At 63.3% G+C, this 17,941-nt stretch carries 16 protein-coding genes; 8 read left to right on the top strand and 8 right to left on the bottom strand.

Annotation, left to right across the window (positions count from 1 at the left end; translation table 11 throughout):
* Positions 1 to 20: 20 nt before the first annotated feature.
* Positions 21 to 554, top strand: a complete 534-nt coding sequence (gene ppa / locus NKI37_RS22915) for an inorganic diphosphatase (protein WP_023668623.1) — start codon at positions 21 to 23, stop codon at positions 552 to 554.
* Between the two features lie 219 nt (positions 555 to 773).
* Here ppa and NKI37_RS22910 read toward each other — a convergent pair whose 3' ends face one another.
* A complete protein-coding gene (locus NKI37_RS22910) occupies positions 774 to 1,370 on the bottom strand; it encodes a hypothetical protein (protein WP_023704972.1) in 597 nt (198 codons plus the stop codon).
* 255 nt (positions 1,371 to 1,625) lie between these two features.
* Positions 1,626 to 2,243 carry a TetR/AcrR family transcriptional regulator gene (locus NKI37_RS22905; protein ID WP_023698744.1) on the bottom strand — a complete coding sequence of 206 codons (618 nt, stop codon included), beginning with the start codon at positions 2,241 to 2,243 and terminating at the stop codon, positions 1,626 to 1,628.
* Positions 2,244 to 2,316: 73 nt separating this feature from the next.
* On the opposite strand from NKI37_RS22905, the gene NKI37_RS22900 reads away from it, so the two are divergent.
* The gene (locus NKI37_RS22900) at positions 2,317 to 3,600 is read left to right on the top strand and encodes an MFS transporter (protein ID WP_023835196.1); all 1,284 of its coding nucleotides are present in this window, start codon (positions 2,317 to 2,319) and stop codon (positions 3,598 to 3,600) included.
* 273 nt (positions 3,601 to 3,873) lie between these two features.
* A complete protein-coding gene (locus tag NKI37_RS22895) occupies positions 3,874 to 5,448 on the top strand; it encodes an alkaline phosphatase D family protein (RefSeq protein ID WP_023704969.1) in 1,575 nt (524 codons plus the stop codon).
* 47 nt (positions 5,449 to 5,495) lie between these two features.
* Here NKI37_RS22895 and NKI37_RS22890 read toward each other — a convergent pair whose 3' ends face one another.
* Positions 5,496 to 5,774 (bottom strand): hypothetical protein, encoded by a 279-nt coding sequence (locus tag NKI37_RS22890; RefSeq protein ID WP_245262865.1) that lies wholly within the window; start codon positions 5,772 to 5,774, stop codon positions 5,496 to 5,498.
* A 197-nt stretch (positions 5,775 to 5,971) separates the two neighbouring features.
* On the opposite strand from NKI37_RS22890, the gene typA reads away from it, so the two are divergent.
* The 3 genes from typA to NKI37_RS22875 all read left to right on the top strand — a co-directional run bounded on the left by typA (position 5,972) and on the right by NKI37_RS22875 (position 9,050).
* The gene (gene typA / locus NKI37_RS22885; RefSeq protein ID WP_023681424.1) at positions 5,972 to 7,801 is read left to right on the top strand and encodes a translational GTPase TypA; all 1,830 of its coding nucleotides are present in this window, start codon (positions 5,972 to 5,974) and stop codon (positions 7,799 to 7,801) included.
* A gap of 243 nt (positions 7,802 to 8,044) precedes the next feature.
* Positions 8,045 to 8,791: a M48 family metalloprotease gene (locus NKI37_RS22880; RefSeq protein ID WP_023704967.1), complete on the top strand. Its 747-nt coding sequence runs from the start codon at positions 8,045 to 8,047 to the stop codon at positions 8,789 to 8,791.
* Between the two features lie 52 nt (positions 8,792 to 8,843).
* The gene (locus tag NKI37_RS22875; RefSeq protein ID WP_023688850.1) at positions 8,844 to 9,050 is read left to right on the top strand and encodes a hypothetical protein; all 207 of its coding nucleotides are present in this window, start codon (positions 8,844 to 8,846) and stop codon (positions 9,048 to 9,050) included.
* A 17-nt stretch (positions 9,051 to 9,067) separates the two neighbouring features.
* On the opposite strand, the gene NKI37_RS31985 is transcribed toward NKI37_RS22875, so the two are convergent.
* From NKI37_RS31985 to NKI37_RS22865, 3 genes are all read right to left on the bottom strand, one after another.
* A complete protein-coding gene (locus tag NKI37_RS31985; RefSeq protein WP_502896287.1) occupies positions 9,068 to 9,415 on the bottom strand; it encodes a DUF1062 domain-containing protein in 348 nt (115 codons plus the stop codon).
* Positions 9,300 to 9,611, bottom strand: a complete 312-nt coding sequence (locus NKI37_RS31980; RefSeq protein WP_488473744.1) for a DUF1062 domain-containing protein — start codon at positions 9,609 to 9,611, stop codon at positions 9,300 to 9,302. The genes NKI37_RS31985 and NKI37_RS31980 overlap by 116 nt, the downstream gene beginning before the upstream one ends.
* Before the next feature lie 424 nt (positions 9,612 to 10,035).
* Positions 10,036 to 11,070 (bottom strand): L-idonate 5-dehydrogenase, encoded by a 1,035-nt coding sequence (locus tag NKI37_RS22865; protein WP_023704966.1) that lies wholly within the window; start codon positions 11,068 to 11,070, stop codon positions 10,036 to 10,038.
* Positions 11,071 to 11,210: 140 nt separating this feature from the next.
* On the opposite strand from NKI37_RS22865, the gene NKI37_RS22860 reads away from it, so the two are divergent.
* Complete coding sequence (locus tag NKI37_RS22860; RefSeq protein ID WP_352787115.1) at positions 11,211 to 11,825, top strand: LysE family translocator; 615 nt, start codon at positions 11,211 to 11,213, stop codon at positions 11,823 to 11,825.
* Positions 11,826 to 11,850: 25 nt separating this feature from the next.
* Here NKI37_RS22860 and NKI37_RS22855 read toward each other — a convergent pair whose 3' ends face one another.
* Positions 11,851 to 12,291, bottom strand: coding sequence for a hypothetical protein (locus NKI37_RS22855; RefSeq protein ID WP_023736823.1), 441 nt, complete (start codon positions 12,289 to 12,291; stop codon positions 11,851 to 11,853).
* A 3-nt stretch (positions 12,292 to 12,294) separates the two neighbouring features.
* A complete protein-coding gene (locus NKI37_RS22850; RefSeq protein WP_023681420.1) occupies positions 12,295 to 12,858 on the bottom strand; it encodes a peroxidase-related enzyme in 564 nt (187 codons plus the stop codon).
* A gap of 131 nt (positions 12,859 to 12,989) precedes the next feature.
* Here NKI37_RS22850 and NKI37_RS22845 point away from each other — a divergent pair, with 131 nt between their 5' ends.
* On the top strand, positions 12,990 to 17,777 hold the full coding sequence (locus NKI37_RS22845; protein WP_023704965.1) for an NAD-glutamate dehydrogenase: 4,788 nt from the start codon (positions 12,990 to 12,992) through the stop codon (positions 17,775 to 17,777).
* Positions 17,778 to 17,941 lie beyond the last annotated feature (164 nt).

Here is a 17,941-nt window from a genome sequence, read left to right as displayed (position 1 = left end):
ATCGAGAGAGGGATTTAAGCATGCGAATCGAAGCCATTGCCATCGGAAAGAACCCGCCCGAGGACATCAACGTCATCATCGAGGTGCCGATCGGCGGCGAGCCGATCAAGTACGAGATGGACAAGGAGGCCGGCACGCTGTTCGTCGACCGTTTCCTGCACACCTCGATGCGCTACCCCGGCAATTACGGTTTCGTGCCGCACACGCTCTCGGGCGACGGCGACCCGATTGACGTTCTGGTCTGCAACACCCGCGCGCTGGTGCCGGGCTGCGTCATCAATGTGCGGCCGATCGGCGTGCTGGTGATGGAAGACAATGCCGGCCAGGACGAGAAGGTCATTGCCGTGCCGTCGCCGAAGCTGACGCTGCGCTACGAAAACGTCACCGAATACACGCAGCTGCCCGAGATCACCCGCGACCAGGTCCAGCACTTCTTCGAGCACTACAAGGATCTCGAGCCCGGCAAATGGGTCAAGATCGAAGGCTGGCACGATTCCAAATACGCCAAGAAGATGATTGTCGACGCGATCGCACGGGCGAAGGCGGCAAAGTAGCGCCGAGAGAGGCCTGCGTCTCGTTCAAGTAAGCGGCAAACGCCAGCGCGAGGCACCCCCCTCTGGCCTGCCGGCCATCTCCCCCTCAAGGGGGGAGTCGCAACGGCTTTCGTCAATTTTCAGCGCCGAAAGAAAAGCGCCGCCAGCGAAGCTGCCAATCTCCCCCCTTGAGGGGGAGATGCCCGGCAGGGCAGAGGGGGGTGCCTTGCACCCACGTGACTAGTTATCCACCCGACCAAACGCCGGCACGTTGCCGATGACGGTGTGCTTGTCCTTGCCACAGGCGAAACTCTTCGCCTTTTCGTCGGCCAGCTTGCGCGCCTGGTCATTGGCCTGCGGGTTGCCGGTGGCCAGCACGAGGCCGATGGTGCAGCCGTCGCGGGCTTCCATCTGGGCGACCTTGGCGACGAGCAGCACTTCGGTCGGCTTGTTCTCGTCCTCGGGATTGCTGATCGAGCGGCGGTGGATGACGGCAAAGGGAACGGCAACGTCGCCCTTGGCCTCGATGCGCCACTCGACCTTGGCGCCGGACGAGTTGAAGCCGGAAAAGCTCTCCCAGACCGAGGTCATGTCGCCGCCGGGCGGAAATCCGTAGAACAGCGATTCACGGGCGTCGTCATAGGCGATCAGCACGGGATAGCCACGATAGCCGGAGCAGGCGAGTTCGGCCCATTCGCCGTCGCCTTCCTGCGCCTGCGCATAGGTGACGCAGTCCTTTTGCGAGTCGAGGTCGGTGTAAACGCTTGATATGCCGTCGGCATGGGCGGTTTGGGATAGGGCGGCGAGGGCGAATGGAACAAGCAGCAGGGTTCGCATGCGGACGTCTCCCGTGAAGTTCGCCCCAGCCTATCGCCAAATCTGCGGCCGGCCTAGCGTGCCAATCTCAACGTTGGCGCCGCCCAAATCGCCCTGCCGGGCAATTCTCCCCCTGAACGGGAGAAAGTGGCCGGCTGCGCCGCTGGCGACAACCTTGCAACGCTGGCAATTGGCGAAATCGTGATGAGAGCGTTCCTCGCCCCATTTCCGGGAAAGGATGCCGGCAGGTGAGGGGCGGCGCCAACGTTCGAAATGTTATTTCTTCAAGCTCGCCTCGATCAGCAGGTCGGCGTTGCGGGCGACCGCTGCCGCCGGGCCTCCGAGGCCGAAGAGCTGGCCGCTGATATAGGCGCCTTCGATCAACAGCAGCAGGCCGTCGCCGAGCGTGTCAGGGTCTTTAGCGCCCATCGCTGCGGCCATGGCGCGCAGGCGGTGGCGCAGCTCCTGCTTGTTGGCCTCGCTGACGACACGCGCCGGATGGCCATGTTCGGGATATTCCACCGCCGCGTTGGTCATGCCGCAGCCGCGATAGTCCGGCCTTTGCGTGCGCTTGCCGACGCGAGTCAGAAAAGCCCTGAGCTGTGCCCGCGGGTCGCCGGGATGGGCAGCCACGGCTTCGTCGAAACGCTCCCAATACTCACGGTCATATTGCCTGAGATAGGAAGCGGCGAGCTCGTCCTTGGAGGGAAAGCTGCGGTAGAGGCTGGGCTTGGTGACGCCGGCGCGCTTGACGATTTCGTCGACGCCGATCGCCCGGATGCCGCGGCGGTAGAACAGGTCGTAGGCCACGTCGAGGATTTTCTTGGCAGCCTTGGGCGGTGCGGCTGCATGACCGTCCTTGATGGTCAGTTCAATATTTTTGTCCGTTGGCATGGTATGACTCGATTGACGTGTTACCGATCGGTACGTATACATGTCCTCACCCTGCAACGTACCGGTCAGTAACATGATAGCTCAATCCCGTCCCTTTGGCCAGCGCTACGCTTTCGTCGTGGTTGGCGTCATCTTCCTTTGCCTGTTGATCGCGGCCGGGCTTCGTTCCGCACCCTCGGTGATGATGCTGCCGTTGGATAAAAGCTTCGGCTGGGGGCGCGATACGGTTTCGATTGCCGCTGCGATCGGCATCTTCCTTTACGGCCTGACCGGGCCGTTTGCCGCCGCATTGATGGAGCGTATCGGCTTGCGCCGAACGCTGCTTGCCTCGCTTGTGATCATGTCGGGCTCGACCGCGCTCAGCCTGCTGATGACCGAGCCATGGCACCTGTTCCTCACCTGGGGCGTGTTTTCCGGCATCGGCTCCGGCGCGGTCGCCACCGTGCTCGGCGCCACCATCGTCAACCGCTGGTTCAAGACCAATCGCGGCTTGGTGATGGGGCTGATGTCGGCCTCCAGCGCCACCGGCCTCTTGGTGTTCCTGCCGCTGCTGGCATCGCTCGCCCAGTCGGGCGGCTGGCAGCCCGTCGCTACCGCCGTCTCGATCGCCACCGCCTGTCTTCTGCCGCTGGTCTGGCTGTTGGTTCCGGAGCGTCCCGCTTCGATCGGCATGGTGCGCTATGGCGCCGGGGCCGATGACGTGCCGCCGGTATCGCCGGCATCGCAAGGCAATTTCCTGGCGCATACGCTCAACACGCTGCGCCGCGCTGCCGGCACCCGCGTCTTCTGGTATCTGTTCGCCACCTTCTTCATCTGCGGCTTCACCACCAACGGGCTGGTCGGCACGCATCTGATCTCCTTCTGCGGCGATATGGGCATCCCCGAGGTACAGGCCGCGGGCCTGCTGTCGCTTATGGGCATTTTCGACCTGATCGGGACGACGCTCTCGGGCTGGCTCACCGACCGTTTCGACCCGCGCAAGCTGCTCGGCGTCTACTACGGCATTCGCGGTCTGGCGCTGATCTATCTGCCCTATTCCGGCTTCTCGGCGACCAGCCTGATCATCTTCGCGGTGCTCTACGGTCTCGACTGGATCGCCACCGTGCCGCCGACGCTCAGGCTCGCCAACGAGGCCTTCGGTGACCGCAGCGGCCCGATCGTGTTCGGCTGGATCGTAGCCGGCCACCAAGTCGGCGCCGCCACCGCCGCCGCCTTCGGCGGCACCATGCGCGAATTGCAGGGCAATTACGAACTGGCCTTCCTGATCGCCGGCATGACGGCGATCGTGGCCGCGTGTCTGTCGCTGCTGATCAATACGAGCAGGCCGGCTTTCGATCCGGAGCCGCAAGCGGCGTAAGGCGCTGGGCGCTAATCTCCCCCCTTGAGGGGGAGATGGCCGCAAAGCGGCCAGAGGGGGTCGGTCCGACGGGGCTCAGCGTTCTTTGTGACGAAAGAGGAAGTCGGCGCTTCACGCGCGGCGACCCCCTCTGTCGCCTTCGGCGACATCTCCCCCTCAAGGGGGGAGATCACTCGCCTGTTCACTGTTATCAAAACTTCATCTTTCCGAGATGCGGCTGAAACATTGAAGCAGGACGCTGGTGGCGAACGTTCAAGCCATCAGGAGACAGCCATGAACAAGCTTTCGTTGACCCGCCGCGCTTTCGTCACCTCTGCCAGCGCCGCCGGTCTGCTCGGCGCATCGGGGCTCGCTTTGCCCTATTATTCGCGCGCCAGCCAGCGCCCGGCCTTCACCCATGGCGTCCAGTCCGGCGATGTCGATGCCTCGAGCGGCATGGTGTGGACGCGCACCGACCGGCCTTCGCGCGTCATGTTCGAAGTGTCGTCGACGGAAAACTTCGCCAATGCGACGCGGCTGGCGCCGCTCGATACCTCGCCGGCCAGCGACTTCACGGTCAAGCGCCTGCTTACCGAACTCGCCTCCGACCAGGATATCTTCTACCGGATGACTGCCGCCGACCTGTCGGATATCAACGCCGTTTCCGAACCGATCGTCGGCCGTTTCCGCACAGCACCCGCCTCGAAGCGCGACATAAAATTCGCCTGGTCGGGCGACACGGCCGGCCAGGGCTGGGGAATCGATGAGACCGGCATGAAAACCTACGCCACCATCGCCAGGCACACGCCGGATTTCTTCCTGCATTCCGGCGACACCATCTATGCCGATGGCGCCATGAAGGACGAGGTAGACCTGCCTGGCGGCGGCAAGTGGAAAAACGTCGTCCTGATCGACGGCAAGCGCAAGGTGGCCGAGACGCTGGATGAGTACCGCGACCAGTGGAAATACAACATGATGGACAAAAACGTTCTGGCCTTGAGCGCCATCTGCCCGACCTTCTACCAGTGGGACGATCACGAGGTGCTGAACAACTGGTCGGATTCGAAGAATCTCGGCGCCGACAGCCGCTACACCGAAAAATCCATCCATGTGCTCGCGGCGCGTGCGGCGCGCGCCTTCCATGAGATGACGACGATCCGCTACGAGCCGTCCGAGCCCGGCCGCGTCTACCGCAAGATCGCGCATGGGCCGCTGCTCGACGTGTTCTTCCTCGACATGCGCTCCTATCGCGGCCCGAACGGCGCCGACATGCAGGAGGACATGACGCCGCAGTCACGCATGCTGGGCGAACAGCAGACGAAATGGCTGAAGCGCGAGCTGACGAATTCCAGGGCGACCTGGAAGATCATTGCCGCCGACATGCCGCTCGGCCTCGTCGTCTGGGACGACGGCGCCAAGAAGGTCGGCGCGGAAGCCATCAGCAATGGCGACAATGGCCTGCCCAAAGGCCGCGAGCTCGAGATCGCCGACCTGTTGCGCTACATCAAGACTGCCGGCATCACCAACACGGTCTGGTTGACCGCCGATGTCCACTACACGGCGGCGCACTATTACAACCCCGACAAGGCGCGGTTCCAGGATTTCAATCCTTTCTGGGAATTCGTCTCGGGCCCGATCCACGCCGGTACCTTCGGTCCCAATGATTTCGACATGACCTTCGGCCCGGAGCTGAAATTCATCAAGGCGCCGACCACCGAACAGGGCCAGAACCTGCCACCCTCGGCCGGCCTGCAGTTCTTTGGCCTGGTGGACATTTCAGGGGCGACAGAGCAGCTGACCGTGCGGCTGATGGATCGCGACGACATCGAGCTTTACAAGGTGACGCTCGATCCGGTGCGGTCGGCGTAAGCCTTTGGGCCGGTGCGAAGGATCGCTATGCCTGGAATGGGCAGCCGTCAGTCCGGGTAGCAAACCGTCGGAATCTTCGGCCACACCGCGCTGTCGCAGCCTGCAACCCGCTGCCTCTGCTTGAAAGAGGCGCTGACCGGGCCGGTGACCACGGGGTCGACGCCATCAGGGGCGTCGGCAAACATCTGCTCGGCCGTCCGGTCGGGCGACGAAGCCGGATTGGCTTCCTTCACCGTGGCGGCCGATTGAGCGGCATTGGCCGCCAGCACGGCAGCGAATGCGACCGAAGCGATGAGGGGCCAAAATCGGTTGAGTTTGTCGGTCATGAATTTCGAACTACCCGGGCCCAGAAAGGTTCCCGCCTTGGTTAACAAAACCATCTCACACCGAGATGCTTAAGATTTGATGAGTATTTGGTGGTGCGCCTCCTCTTTCGCAATTGCGAAAAACCCTGTATGAGCCGCGCAACCGAAAGAGGCGGCGCCTTCTGGCCTGCTGCCTGCAACGCTCCCGAGACCACAAAATGAAAATTCGTAATATCGCGATCATCGCGCACGTCGACCATGGAAAAACCACCCTCGTCGACCAATTGCTGCGGCAATCCGGTTCCTTCCGCGACAATCAGCGCGTCGCCGAGCGCGCCATGGATTCCAACGACCTCGAAAAGGAACGCGGCATCACCATCCTGGCCAAGGCGACCTCGGTCGACTGGAAGGACACCCGCATCAACATCGTCGACACGCCCGGCCACGCCGATTTCGGCGGTGAGGTCGAGCGCATCCTGTCGATGGTGGATTCGGCGATCGTGCTGGTCGACGCCGCCGAAGGCCCCATGCCGCAGACCAAGTTCGTCGTCGGCAAGGCGCTCAAGGTCGGCCTGAAGCCGATCGTCGTCATCAACAAGATCGACCGTCCGGACGCCCGCCACGTCGAAGTGGTCAACGAGGTGTTCGACCTGTTTGCAGCGCTTGACGCCACCGACGAGCAGCTCGACTTCCCGATCCTCTACGGTTCTGGCCGCGATGGCTGGGTCTCGGAAAATCCGGAAGGCCCGAAGGACCAGGGCCTGGCGCCGCTGTTCGACCTCGTCATCAAGCATGTGCCGGAGCCGACCGTTCATCCCGGCCCGTTCCGCATGATCGGCACCATCCTGGAAGCCAATCCATTCCTCGGCCGCATCATTACCGGCCGTATCGAGAGCGGCACGCTGAAGTCCAACCAGGCGGTCAAGGTGCTGCACCATGACGGCACCCAGATCGAAACCGGCCGCATCTCCAAGATCCTCGCTTTCCGTGGCCTCGAGCGCCAGCCGATCGAAGAGGCGCAGGCGGGTGACATCGTCGCCATTGCCGGCCTGTCCAAAGGCACCGTCGCCGACACGTTCTGCGACCTGGCGGTGACCGAGGCGTTGCATGCGCAACCGATCGATCCGCCGACCGTGACCATGTCTTTCCTGGTCAATGATTCGCCGCTCGCCGGCACTGAAGGCGACAAGGTGACCAGCCGCGTCATCCGCGACCGCCTGCTGCGAGAAGCCGAAGGCAATGTCGCGCTCAAGATCGAGGAATCGCCCGACAAGGATTCGTTCTTCGTTTCCGGCCGCGGCGAATTGCAGCTGGCCGTGCTGATCGAGACGATGCGCCGCGAAGGCTTTGAAATCGCCGTGTCGCGTCCGCGCGTCGTCATGCAGAAGGGCGAGAACGGTGAATTGCTGGAGCCGGTCGAGGAAGTCGTCATCGACGTCGACGAGGAGCACGCCGGCATCGTCGTGCAGAAGATGTCGGAGCGCAAGGCCGAGATGGTCGAGCTGCGGCCTTCGGGCGGCAACCGTCAGCGCATCGTCTTCCACGCGCCGACGCGCGGACTGATCGGCTACCAGTCGGAACTGTTGACCGACACGCGCGGCACCGCCGTGATGAACCGGCTGTTCCACGCCTACCAGCCCTACAAGGGCGAACTGCCGGGCCGCACCAACGGCGTGCTGATCTCCAACGAACAGGGCGAGGCAGTGGCCTATGCCATGTGGAACCTCGAAGACCGCGGCCCGATGGTCATCGACCCGGGCGTCAAGGTCTATCAGGGCATGATCATCGGCATCCATAGCCGTGACAACGACCTCGAAGTGAACGTGCTGAAGGGCAAGAAGCTGACCAACATCCGCGCCGCCGGCAAGGACGAGGCGGTGAAGCTGACGCCGCCGATCCGCATGACGCTGGAGCGCGCGCTGGCCTGGATCCAGGACGACGAGCTGGTCGAGGTGACGCCGAAGACCATCCGCCTGCGCAAGCTCTATCTCGACCCGAACGAGCGCAAGCGCTTCGAGAAGTCGGCCAAAGTGGTCGGCGCGGCGTAACGGTTTTTGTTTTGGCGAGATGGGGACGACCCAACCCATCGTCTCGCCGAATGGGACAGGCTTCCCACTGGGAGCAGCCTGGCGCCCAGCCAGCCCAGCGGTGTCTCTTCAAAGGACCACAGCGGAAGCTCATAGTGTCATGATATTCTCGTTCCTCTCACTCCTCCGCACGGTATGCTAGCTGTGGGTGGAGGCGAGGAAACGGGTGTGCGAAATGCCGTTCGGGATTTCGTGCGGAGTCTTATGCAAGACGACACGCGGCGAAGGCTCGCAGCCCACAAAAAGCTTGTTGGATTTGGCAACGCGGCACTGCCGGCGATCGAGTATGAGCTGGCAAAGATCGATCTGGGTAAGGTTTCCCATCGCGAAGTTTCAACGGTTGTGGCGGGCCTCGCTACTGCCCTGCACGATATTAACGAAGATGCATCTCGACGATATATTTCGGATTCGCTTGCAGGACCGATAACTCCCCTTATGCGCGCTGCGCTCCGCAGCATCGTTCGCTTTGCGATGGACGACTGGCTGCGGTCTTCAGTTGGCGACATCACTGTTCTGGAGCATGGCAAGCTCGACAGTGGTTTGGAGGCGGCGCGGCACATTGGCCACTGGCTTGCAAATGTACCTGCAGCCGATCTGATTGGCATTTCGCGAATCTATATAATCCCGGAAATCCCCGAACCCGAGTTCGCCGGCACTTACCTCCAGACAGTATCGGTCATCGAGATTGTCTGGCGACGCCCATCCAAACATTGGATTGGCAACGCATTTCGCAGATTCATGATCGAGAAAACGCTCTATCACGAAATAGGCCACCATGCGCTGCAGCATGTCGAAATGGGACAAGACCCCGATCAGGAAAAGCAGGCAGACCGCTACGCATGGAAAATGATGCGCAGGGCACATCCCAATCTATGGATGCTTACTTTTCCTCTGCGGTTCCTTGGCGCGTCTGAACGACGGAAAAATGCCAAGGAGTTGGAAGCCGTATAGGATGCGTTTCGAAAGGTCGGCCAAGGTGGTCGGTGCAGCTTAAGGGCGCGCAATGAGCGACAAACTGGTCACGGCTGCGGTATTCGACAATCGGCCCGAGGCCGCGGTCTGCATATCGATGCTTCAAGCCTACGGGATTTATGCATTTTCGGCGCATCTCGATACGAGCGGGCAAAGCCTGACCCATGTGCAGGTCGCCGACAGCGATCTCGAAGCGGCCAAGGGTTTGATCGCTTCGACCTCTGAAGAGAGCGATTAACCCCTGGCCGCAGCGGCTCATCCTCCGGCCGCCGAGATGATGACTTCGCGATCCGCTTCGCCGGCTAGGTCGATGCGGATGGTCGTCCCCTCGCGAGCCGGCTTGCGCAAAGCCTTGGCTCCCTCCGGAAAGACGGTCAACACCAGCTTCTCCTCCAGTGCCTGAAGCCGCGACCGCGAGATGCCGAGTTCGCCGGCGAGCAGACGGTCGAGCCGCAGCGATGTCGGCATTTCCAGCCCAAGCCTGATTTCAAGCGCGGCTGCGGGTCGGCCTTCGCCGCCGAGCCGGTGTTTGTGAACGGCGACATCGGGAAACTCCTCGACGCGGCCGACCCGGTTTCGCAAAGCCACGACATCGAAGGACATGGCGGCGGGCGAGGGCCGGATCGTTGCTTTCGAGCGCTGCCAGCAGCGCGGGTTCGATGTCGCGGCGGTTGCAGCGTTCGAAAATGCCGAAATTCCACGAATTGTCGCAGTCGATGCAGCGATAGATCAGCCAGACATCAATGCGTTTGCCATTGGCGTTGACGCGGAATTTGTCGCTGCAGCGATAGGCTTTCACGGCGCCGCAGCGGTTGCAGTGGATCAGGGGTCGAGGTGCGATTTCGGGCGTGATTGCCCAGTGGATAGCGAGATGTTGGGACAAGCCGGAAGACCTTCCAGTGTGGAAGTTCTTCAGGTCGGCAATGGCGAGATGCCCATGCGGGCACGGCGTGGCGAGAGCTAGCTATGTCGGAAATCAGCTGTCACGGGCGGCAAAGCGCGCGACAACGGTTCAGCAGTGCCAAACCGGTCTCGAACCGCCGCCTGAGGAACACGTGAAATGGAGCAGGCACCGCTTAATGCGGCGCCCTGCCAAGTGTGATCAGGGGAGTTGGCGAGACCGGCGGTTACTGAGGCAAAATGAAGCTCGAAATGAATGTCGGGACGGTTCTTCTAGCGGCAAGACGCCGAGCGGGCAAGGTTCATAGGGTGTCTCGCCCTGCTCAGGCGAAGGCGATCTGTACCTTCATCGATTTGTTGCGGTCGCCGGCGATCTCGAAAGCCGCAACCGCCTCGTCCATCGGATAGATGCCGGTCAGCAGCGGCTTGACGTCGACGCGACGGTTGTTGATCAGATCGACGGCCAGCGCGAACTCGTCGTGGAAACGGAAGGAGCCGCGCATTTCGATCTCCTTGGCGACGATGAGATTCTGAGGCAGCGACATGTCGCCGCCTAGGCCGAGCTGCACGAGCACCCCGCGCGGCTTCAGCACATCGAGCCCGGCTCGCACCGCGCGCTCATCGCCGGAGCATTCGAACATGACGTCGAAACTGCCCTTCTCGACATTGTAGCCAGCGAGCTTGTCGGCATCTGTGGCGACATTGATGGTGCGGTCGGCGCCGATCTCGTTGGCCTTGGCCAGAACCGCGTCCATGACATCGGTGACGACGATCTCACGCGCGCCGTGGACACGTGCGGCAAGGATGCTGAGCGCACCGATCGGCCCGCAGCCGGTGACCAAGACCCGCTTGCCGAGCAGCGAGCCGGCGCGGTTGACGGCATGCAGCGTTACCGCGAACGGCTCGGCAAAGGCGGCTTCGTTGATGGAGACATGGTCGGCGATCTTGTGGCACTGCCAGGCCTCGGCGGCGAGGCACTGGCGGAAGGCGCCCTGTATATGTGGCATCGGCATGGCGCTGCCGTAGAATCGCATGTTGAGGCATTGGTTCTGCACGCCCTGCAGGCAGTACCGGCACGCATTGCAGGGCCGGCTGGGCGAAATCGCGACGCGGTCGCCGACGGCAAGGCTGGAAACGCCGGCGCCAAGTGCCTTCACCGTGCCAGCGACCTCATGTCCCAGAATCATCGGCTCGCGCAGGCGCACCACGCCGAAGCCGCCATGATTGTAATAGTGCAGGTCCGAGCCGCAGATGCCGCCGGCCTCGACCGATATTTCGACCTGTCCGGTGCCCAGCACGCCCGGATCGGACTCTTCGATGCGCAGGTCTTTTGCCGCGTGGATGACGATTGATTTCACGGCCGCGATCCTTTCTCAAACCGCTGGCACGGGCAAGTCCGATCTCCGAAATGTTCGCGTTCGTTGGCCCATCAGGCAGAGGGGTGCCAAATTGACGCCGATCGGATATTCTTCGCCATCCAACGCTCGAAGGCTCCGTCATGCACCTCACCTCGCTCCTGATCTTCGCCGCCGCTTTGTTCGTCGCCGCCGGTTCGCCCGGACCGTCGATCGCCGCACTGGTTGCCCGCGTCATCTCGAAGGGCTTTCGCGACGTGTTCCCGTTCCTGCTTGCCATGTGGATCGGCGAGGGCATCTGGTTGTCGCTGGCGGTGTTCGGGCTGGCGGTCGTGGCGCAGACGTTTCATTTCGCCTTCGTCGTCGTGAAATGGATCGGCGTCGCTTACCTCGCCTACCTCGCCTTCAAGATGTGGACCGCACCTGTCGACGCAAAAGAAGGCGAGATGCCGCGCGAGGATTCGGCGACAAAGCTGTTCTTTGCCGGCATGGCGGTGACGCTCGGCAATCCCAAGATCATGATGTTCTATCTGGCGCTGCTGCCGACGATCATCGACCTCGCTTCGGTGAGTGTCATCGGCTGGGTCGAACTGACGGCGACGATGGCGGTGGTTCTGATCGCCATCGATCTCGCCTGGGTCGTCGCGGCCTCACAGGCGCGCAAACTGTTGAAGAGCAAGCGTGCGATGAAGATCGCCAACCGCATCAGCGCCACGACGATGGCCGGCGCTGCCGGGGCCATCGCGGCGCGATCCTGACCGCCTTTCTATGGGAACCTCAAAGCTAGACTTTGTCCAATAGATCCATGCTATCAGACGTGCCAACTTTCCAGCCGGCGAAGCATCCCAAAACGCCACAGGCCGCGCATCGTACGCCAACATACAGCCAGCGAACGCCGTCACGTTCCGGGTAGATGGAAAACCCGACGCCGATGTTTGCAGCTTCGGAGCCGCACTCGGTGCACGCCCATCGTTCCGGCTGGGCTTCGTCCCAAAATTCCGCACTGTCGCAGATAAGATGCTCGGATCCGCAGACCGTGCACGTTCGTCGCGCCACACCCTCGTCATCGTCGGCATCGAGGAGAAACGAGATGGAACCGCACTTGCAGCGGGCGAGCCTGAAGTCATGAACCTCGGCGTTGTCGGCGCCATAGGCTTCCAAGTATTCTCCGATGTCAGTGGGCTCGCTGCCAACCCACCACTTGCCTGACGTATCTATCGTCATTGGTCACCTCGCCATGGCGTGGTATTCGTCGTTCGGCCGCATGTCGATGGCCGCCGCCACGCGGTTCGACATGTTGAAGAAGGCGGCGGTCGAGGCGATGTCCCAGATGTCGCGGTTGGTGAAGCCGGCGTTGCGCAGTGCTTCCCTGTCCGCCTCGACGATCTTTGCCGGCTCTTCCGTCAGCTTGACGGCGAATTCGAGCATCGCCGTCTGTTTCGGTGAAAGATTGGCAGCGCGGAAGTTCATCACCATCATCTCGCCGAGAGCCGGATCGCCGGAGAGCTGGCGCACCGCCGCGCCATGCGCGGTCAGGCAATAATAGCAATGGTTGATCGAGGAGACGACGACCGCGATCATCTCCCGCTCCAGCTTCGACAGGCCGGATTCACCCAGCATCAGATCATTGTAGGTGTCGGTAAAGGCGCGCAGCTTCTTCTCGTCGAAGGCATAGGCAAGAAGCACGTTGGGAACCAGGCCGAGCTTTTCCTCGCATTTGGCGAAATAGGCTTTTGTCGCCTCGCTCAGCTCCGCGATACCGAGGTCAAGTGCGCTGATTTTGCCGGACATGGGGTCTTCCTCCTGGTTCACCGCCGCCTGACCGTCGAATTCCTGTAATTCTTATCGAGCCGTCAAACCTTTGTCGCCAAACAGCGGTCATCTGCTACCATAGTCGTAAAAGCATGTGACGGGAGGACAACATGGCGAGCGTGAAATCCGCAGCTAAGCCGAGGAAAACAGCCACTGCCGGGGTGAAACCCGACGGGAAGCCGGCCAGGCTCGCCGACTATTTGCTGGCCCGCGCGCCGGCCGAAGACATCGCCGCCTATGACGCCGCCGACCTGGAGCGCGCCTCCGACCTGGCAGGACGTGCGGTCGCCGCCCACAAGAAGGGCCAAAGTGTCGTCGCCGTCGATGCCGGGTCGGGCGTATCCCGCGAGGGCCGCCCGATGACGATCATCACCGTCGTCAACGACAACATGCCGTTCCTGTTCGATTCGATCCTCGGCGAGATCACAGAAACTGCCGGCGAACCGACTTTGGTCACCCATCCGGTCATCGTCGTGCGCCACGGCAAGGCCGGCGTCGACGAGATCCTCGGCGACGGCAGCGCCCTCAAGGACGATGGCAATCACGACCGGCTGAGCGTCGTCCATGTCCATATTCCGCGCCTGACGGCGGAGCAGGCCGACGCGCTGGCCGACCGCCTGCGCAAGATGCTCAACCAGGTGCGCGCCGCCGTCAGCGACTGGAAGCCGATGCTCGCCCGTCTCGACCAGGCGATTTCCGAATTCCGCTATTCCGCCGTGCCGCTCGACAAGAAGAGCGTTGCCGAGGCCATCGCCTTCCTTGAATGGCTGCGCGACGACAATTTCACTTTCCTTGGCATGCGCGAGTTCAAATATTCCGGCGGCACGGAGAGCGGCAATCTGGAGCGCGCCGACAAGCCCGGTCTCGGCATCCTCGCCGACCCGGATGTGCTGGTGCTCCGGCGCGGCACCGAGGCGGTGACGACGACGCCCGAAATCCGCGCCTTCCTGCATGGGCCGGAGCCGCTGATCGTTACCAAGGCCAACGCCAAGTCGCTGGTGCACCGCCGCATTTATCTCGATTATATCGGCGTCAAAACCTACACCGCCAAGGGCACGCTTGCCGGCGAGTTGCGCATGGTCGGCCTGTTCACCTCGACTGCCTACACGCGCTCGGTGATGAAAATCCCGTATCTGAGGTCAAAGGCCGAGACCATCATCGCCAAGTCCGGCTTCGACCGGCACGACCATTCCGGCAAGGCACTGATCAACGTTCTGGAGAGCTATCCGCGCGACGAACTGTTCCAGGTGCCGGTGCCGATCCTGAAGAAGCACGCCGCGGCCATTCTCGGCCTGGTCGAGCGGCCGCGGGTGCGGGCGCTGGTGCGCGCCGACCAGTTCGACCGCTTCGTCTCGATCCTCGTCTTCGTGCCGCGCGACCGCTATGACAGCGTCGTGCGCGAGAAGATCGGCACCTATCTCAAGACCGTCTTCGAGGGCCGTTTGTCGGCTTATTATCCGGCGTTTCCGGAGGGCGGGCTGGCGCGTGTGCATTTCATCATCGGCCGCTCGGGCGGCAAGACGCCGAAGGTCGAGCAGGCGGCGATCGAAGCGGCGATCCGCGATATCGTGCGAACCTGGGACGACGCGCTGGCCGAAGCCGCGGAAGCCGTCGGCGGCGATCCATCGCTGAAGGCGATCGCCGCGCGTCTGCCTGAGAGCTATCGCGATTCCTTCAGCGCGGCCATCGCGCTGAAGGATGCGGGGCGCATCGCCGGCATCAGCACCGCCAACCCGATCGCCATCGACTATTACCGCCATGCCGAGCAGAAACCGCATCAGGCAGCGCTGAAGATCTACCACCACGGCAGCCCGGTAGCGCTGTCGCGTCGCGTGCCGGTGCTGGAAAACATCGGCTTCCGCGTCATCAGCGAGCGCACCTTCGAGGTTGGCGAGGACGGCGGCGACACCGTCTTCGTCCACGACATGGAGCTGGAGAACAGCTACGGCAAGCCGATCGACCTCAGCGATGGCGGCGCGCTGTTCGAGGACGCTTTCCTGTCGGTCTGGCGCGGCGACATCGACAATGACAGCTATAACGGGCTTGCCCAGACCGCCGGCCTGTGGTCGGGCGAAGTCAGCATTCTGCGCGCCTATGGCCGCTACCTGCAGCAAGCCGGTATCCCGCAGAGCCAGGATTTCATCGCGGCCGCGCTCAACCGCTATCCCGACATTGCGCGCGGCCTGCATGCACTGTTCGTCGCTCGTCTCGGCCCGACCGCCGAGACGGAAGGCGTCGTCGCCGCCAAGCACCTCAAGGCCAAGATCAAGGACGCGCTGGAGGAAGTCCCCAACATTGATGACGACACCATCATCCGCCGCTATCTCAACCTGATCGAAGCCTCGTTGCGCACCAATCATTTCGTTGCGGGAACGAAGGCGCGGGGCCAGTCGCTGGCGATCAAGCTGGACTCGCAAGCGGTCGATGGCCTGCCGGCGCCGAGGCCGTGGCGCGAGATCTTCGTCTATGGGTCCGAGGTCGAGGGCGTGCATCTGCGCTTCGGCCCGGTTGCGCGCGGCGGCCTGCGCTGGTCGGACCGCGCCCAGGATTACCGCACCGAGGTGCTCGGCCTGGTCAAGGCGCAGCAGGTCAAGAACGCCGTCATAGTGCCGGTCGGCGCCAAGGGCGGCTTCTATCCGAAGAAGCTGCCGATGAGCGCCGGCCGCGACGCCATCTTCGAGGCCGGCACCTCGGCCTACAAGAACTTCGTTTCCAGCCTGCTGTCGATCACCGACAATATCGGCCTCGATGGCGTCATACCCCCAGCCGGCGTCGTCAGGCGCGATCCTGACGACCCCTACTTTGTCGTCGCCGCCGACAAGGGCACGGCAACCTTCTCCGACACCGCCAATGCCATTTCGGAGAAACACGGTTTCTGGCTCGACGATGCCTTCGCCAGCGGCGGCTCGGCCGGTTACGACCACAAGAAGATGGGCATCACCGCCAAAGGCGCCTGGGAAGCGGTCAAGCGGCATTTCCGCGAGATCAACCGCGACATCCAGGCCACCCCCTTCACCGTCGTCGGCGTCGGCGACATGTCGGGAGACGTGTTCGGCAACGGCATGCTGCTGTCGCCGCAGACCAGGCTGATCGCCGCCTTCGACCATCGCGACATCTTCATCGATCCCGATCCAGACAGAGTGGCGTCGATGGCCGAGCGCGAGCGCATGTTCGCGCTGCCGCGTTCGTCCTGGCAGGACTATGACAAGACCAAGCTGTCGGAAGGCGGCGTCATCGTCTCGCGCAGCCAGAAGTCGATCACGCTGCCTGCGGCAGCGGCGGCGGCGATTGGCCTCGCCAAGATCACCGCGACCCCGGCCGAGATCATGACCGCTATCCTCAAGGCGAACGTCGACCTTCTGTGGTTCGGCGGCATCGGCACGTATTTACGGGCCTCGGGCGAAACCAATGCCGAAGTCGGCGACCGCGCCAACGACGCCATCCGCATCACCGCGCTCGATGTGCGGGCCAAAGTGATCGGCGAGGGCGCCAATCTCGGCGTCACGCAGCGCGCCCGCATCGAATTCGGCATGAATGGCGGCCGCTGCAACTCCGACGCCATCGACAATTCGGGCGGCGTCAACTGCTCCGACGTCGAGGTCAACATCAAGATCGCGCTGGCGTCCGCCATGCGCAAGGGGTCGCTGACCCGGCCGGCGCGCAACAAGCTGCTGGCCGAGATGACCGACGAGGTCGCCGGCCTCGTGCTGTCCAACAATTACGAACAGACGCTGGCGCTTTCCATCGCCCGCAAGCGCGGCCTTGCCGACATCGCGCACCAGAGCCGGTTCATGGCGGCGCTGGAGGCTCGGGGCCTGCTCGACCGCGCTGTCGAGACGCTGCCGTCGCCGGCCGCCCTTGCCGAGCGCGAGGCGCGTGGCGAGCCGCTGACCCGGGCGGAGCTTGGCGTGCTGCTCGCCTATGCCAAGATCGTGCTGTTTTCCGACATCGTCGCCAGCGACGTGCCTGACGACGCGCATTTCGACCGCGATCTGATGGCCTATTTCCCTGACCGGATGGCGAAGAAATATGCGGCCGAGATCCATGGCCACCGGCTGCGCCGCGAAATCATCGCCCGCGTCGTCGCCAACGATCTCGTCAATCGCGGCGGACCGTCCTTCGTCAACCGGCTGCAGGAAGCCACGGGGCGCAGCGCGGCCGACGTGGTGCGCACCTTCGCCGTGGTGCGCGACGGCTTCGCGTTGCCGGCGCTCTATCGGGAGATCGATGCGCTGGACAGCCACATCGACGGCCAGGCGCAGCTCGATCTCTACCAGTCCGTCAGCCGGCTTATCTTCGTGACCAGCGGCTGGTACCTGAAGAACGATGCCGGCACCGCTCTCGGCCAGCGCATTGCCGAACTGCAAGAGGCGCGCATGGCGCTGGAGCCGAAGCTGCTCTCGCTGCTGCCGGCCTTCTCCCGCGAGCGGGTCGAGGAGAGGCGGGATGGCCTGTTCAAGGCCGGCGCCCCGGAAAAGCTCGCCGGGCAGCTGGCAATGGCCGATGTGGCGGGACTGATCCCCGACATCGCACTGACGGCGCGCACGGCCAATGCCGACGTCGTCGCCTCGGCCAAGGCGTTCTTCGCCGTCAGCGATGCCTTCCGCATTCCGCGCGTCGAAGAGGCGGCGCGTTCAATCACGCCGTCGGACTATTACGACCAGCTGGCGCTGTCGCGCGCCACCGACACGATCGGCGCGGCGCGGCGCGGCATTGCGGTGGCGGCTCTCGCCGGCCATGCCGGGACGGCGGATCCTGTGGCGGCCTGGCTGGAAGCCGGAGGCGAGCGCGTGGCGCGCATCCGCGAGCGGCTGCAGGCGCTGACCGAAGGCGGGGATATCACCGTGTCCAGGCTGTCGGTGGCTTCGGGGCTGATGAGCGATCTGACGGGGATGTGAGGCTCGGGACTTTACCCTCCCCCTTGTGGGGAGGGTCGCTGCGAAGCAGCGGGGTGGGGGTGCGGCACCGCCCCCCCCCCCGCCCCGTGGGGGGCCCGCCCCCCCACGGGGGGGGAGGGGGGCGCGGCCCTTGTAGGCGGGGGGTAGAGCGGAGGGCGGCGGCG

The organism is Mesorhizobium sp. M0626, assembly GCF_040320665.1.
Classification (GTDB): domain Bacteria; phylum Pseudomonadota; class Alphaproteobacteria; order Rhizobiales; family Rhizobiaceae; genus Mesorhizobium.
Note: the sequence above shows the minus strand (reverse complement) of the source record. Positions and strands in the feature narration are given on the sequence as shown.

Excerpts from the sequence above, each read along its gene's own strand:
- ppa (WP_023668623.1), top strand. The coding sequence starts at position 21 with ATGCGAATCGAAGCCATTGCCATCGGAAAGAACCCGCCCGAGGACATC.
- NKI37_RS22910 (WP_023704972.1), bottom strand. The coding sequence starts at position 1,370 with ATGCGAACCCTGCTGCTTGTTCCATTCGCCCTCGCCGCCCTATCCCAA.
- NKI37_RS22905 (WP_023698744.1), bottom strand. The coding sequence starts at position 2,243 with ATGCCAACGGACAAAAATATTGAACTGACCATCAAGGACGGTCATGCA.
- NKI37_RS22900 (WP_023835196.1), top strand. The coding sequence starts at position 2,317 with ATGATAGCTCAATCCCGTCCCTTTGGCCAGCGCTACGCTTTCGTCGTG.
- NKI37_RS22895 (WP_023704969.1), top strand. The coding sequence starts at position 3,874 with ATGAACAAGCTTTCGTTGACCCGCCGCGCTTTCGTCACCTCTGCCAGC.
- NKI37_RS22890 (WP_245262865.1), bottom strand. The coding sequence starts at position 5,774 with ATGACCGACAAACTCAACCGATTTTGGCCCCTCATCGCTTCGGTCGCA.
- typA (WP_023681424.1), top strand. The coding sequence starts at position 5,972 with ATGAAAATTCGTAATATCGCGATCATCGCGCACGTCGACCATGGAAAA.
- NKI37_RS22880 (WP_023704967.1), top strand. The coding sequence starts at position 8,045 with ATGCAAGACGACACGCGGCGAAGGCTCGCAGCCCACAAAAAGCTTGTT.
- NKI37_RS22875 (WP_023688850.1), top strand. The coding sequence starts at position 8,844 with ATGAGCGACAAACTGGTCACGGCTGCGGTATTCGACAATCGGCCCGAG.
- NKI37_RS31985 (WP_502896287.1), bottom strand. The coding sequence starts at position 9,415 with ATGTCCTTCGATGTCGTGGCTTTGCGAAACCGGGTCGGCCGCGTCGAG.
- NKI37_RS22860 (WP_352787115.1), top strand. The coding sequence starts at position 11,211 with ATGCACCTCACCTCGCTCCTGATCTTCGCCGCCGCTTTGTTCGTCGCC.
- NKI37_RS22855 (WP_023736823.1), bottom strand. The coding sequence starts at position 12,291 with ATGACGATAGATACGTCAGGCAAGTGGTGGGTTGGCAGCGAGCCCACT.
- NKI37_RS22850 (WP_023681420.1), bottom strand. The coding sequence starts at position 12,858 with ATGTCCGGCAAAATCAGCGCACTTGACCTCGGTATCGCGGAGCTGAGC.
- NKI37_RS22845 (WP_023704965.1), top strand. The coding sequence starts at position 12,990 with ATGGCGAGCGTGAAATCCGCAGCTAAGCCGAGGAAAACAGCCACTGCC.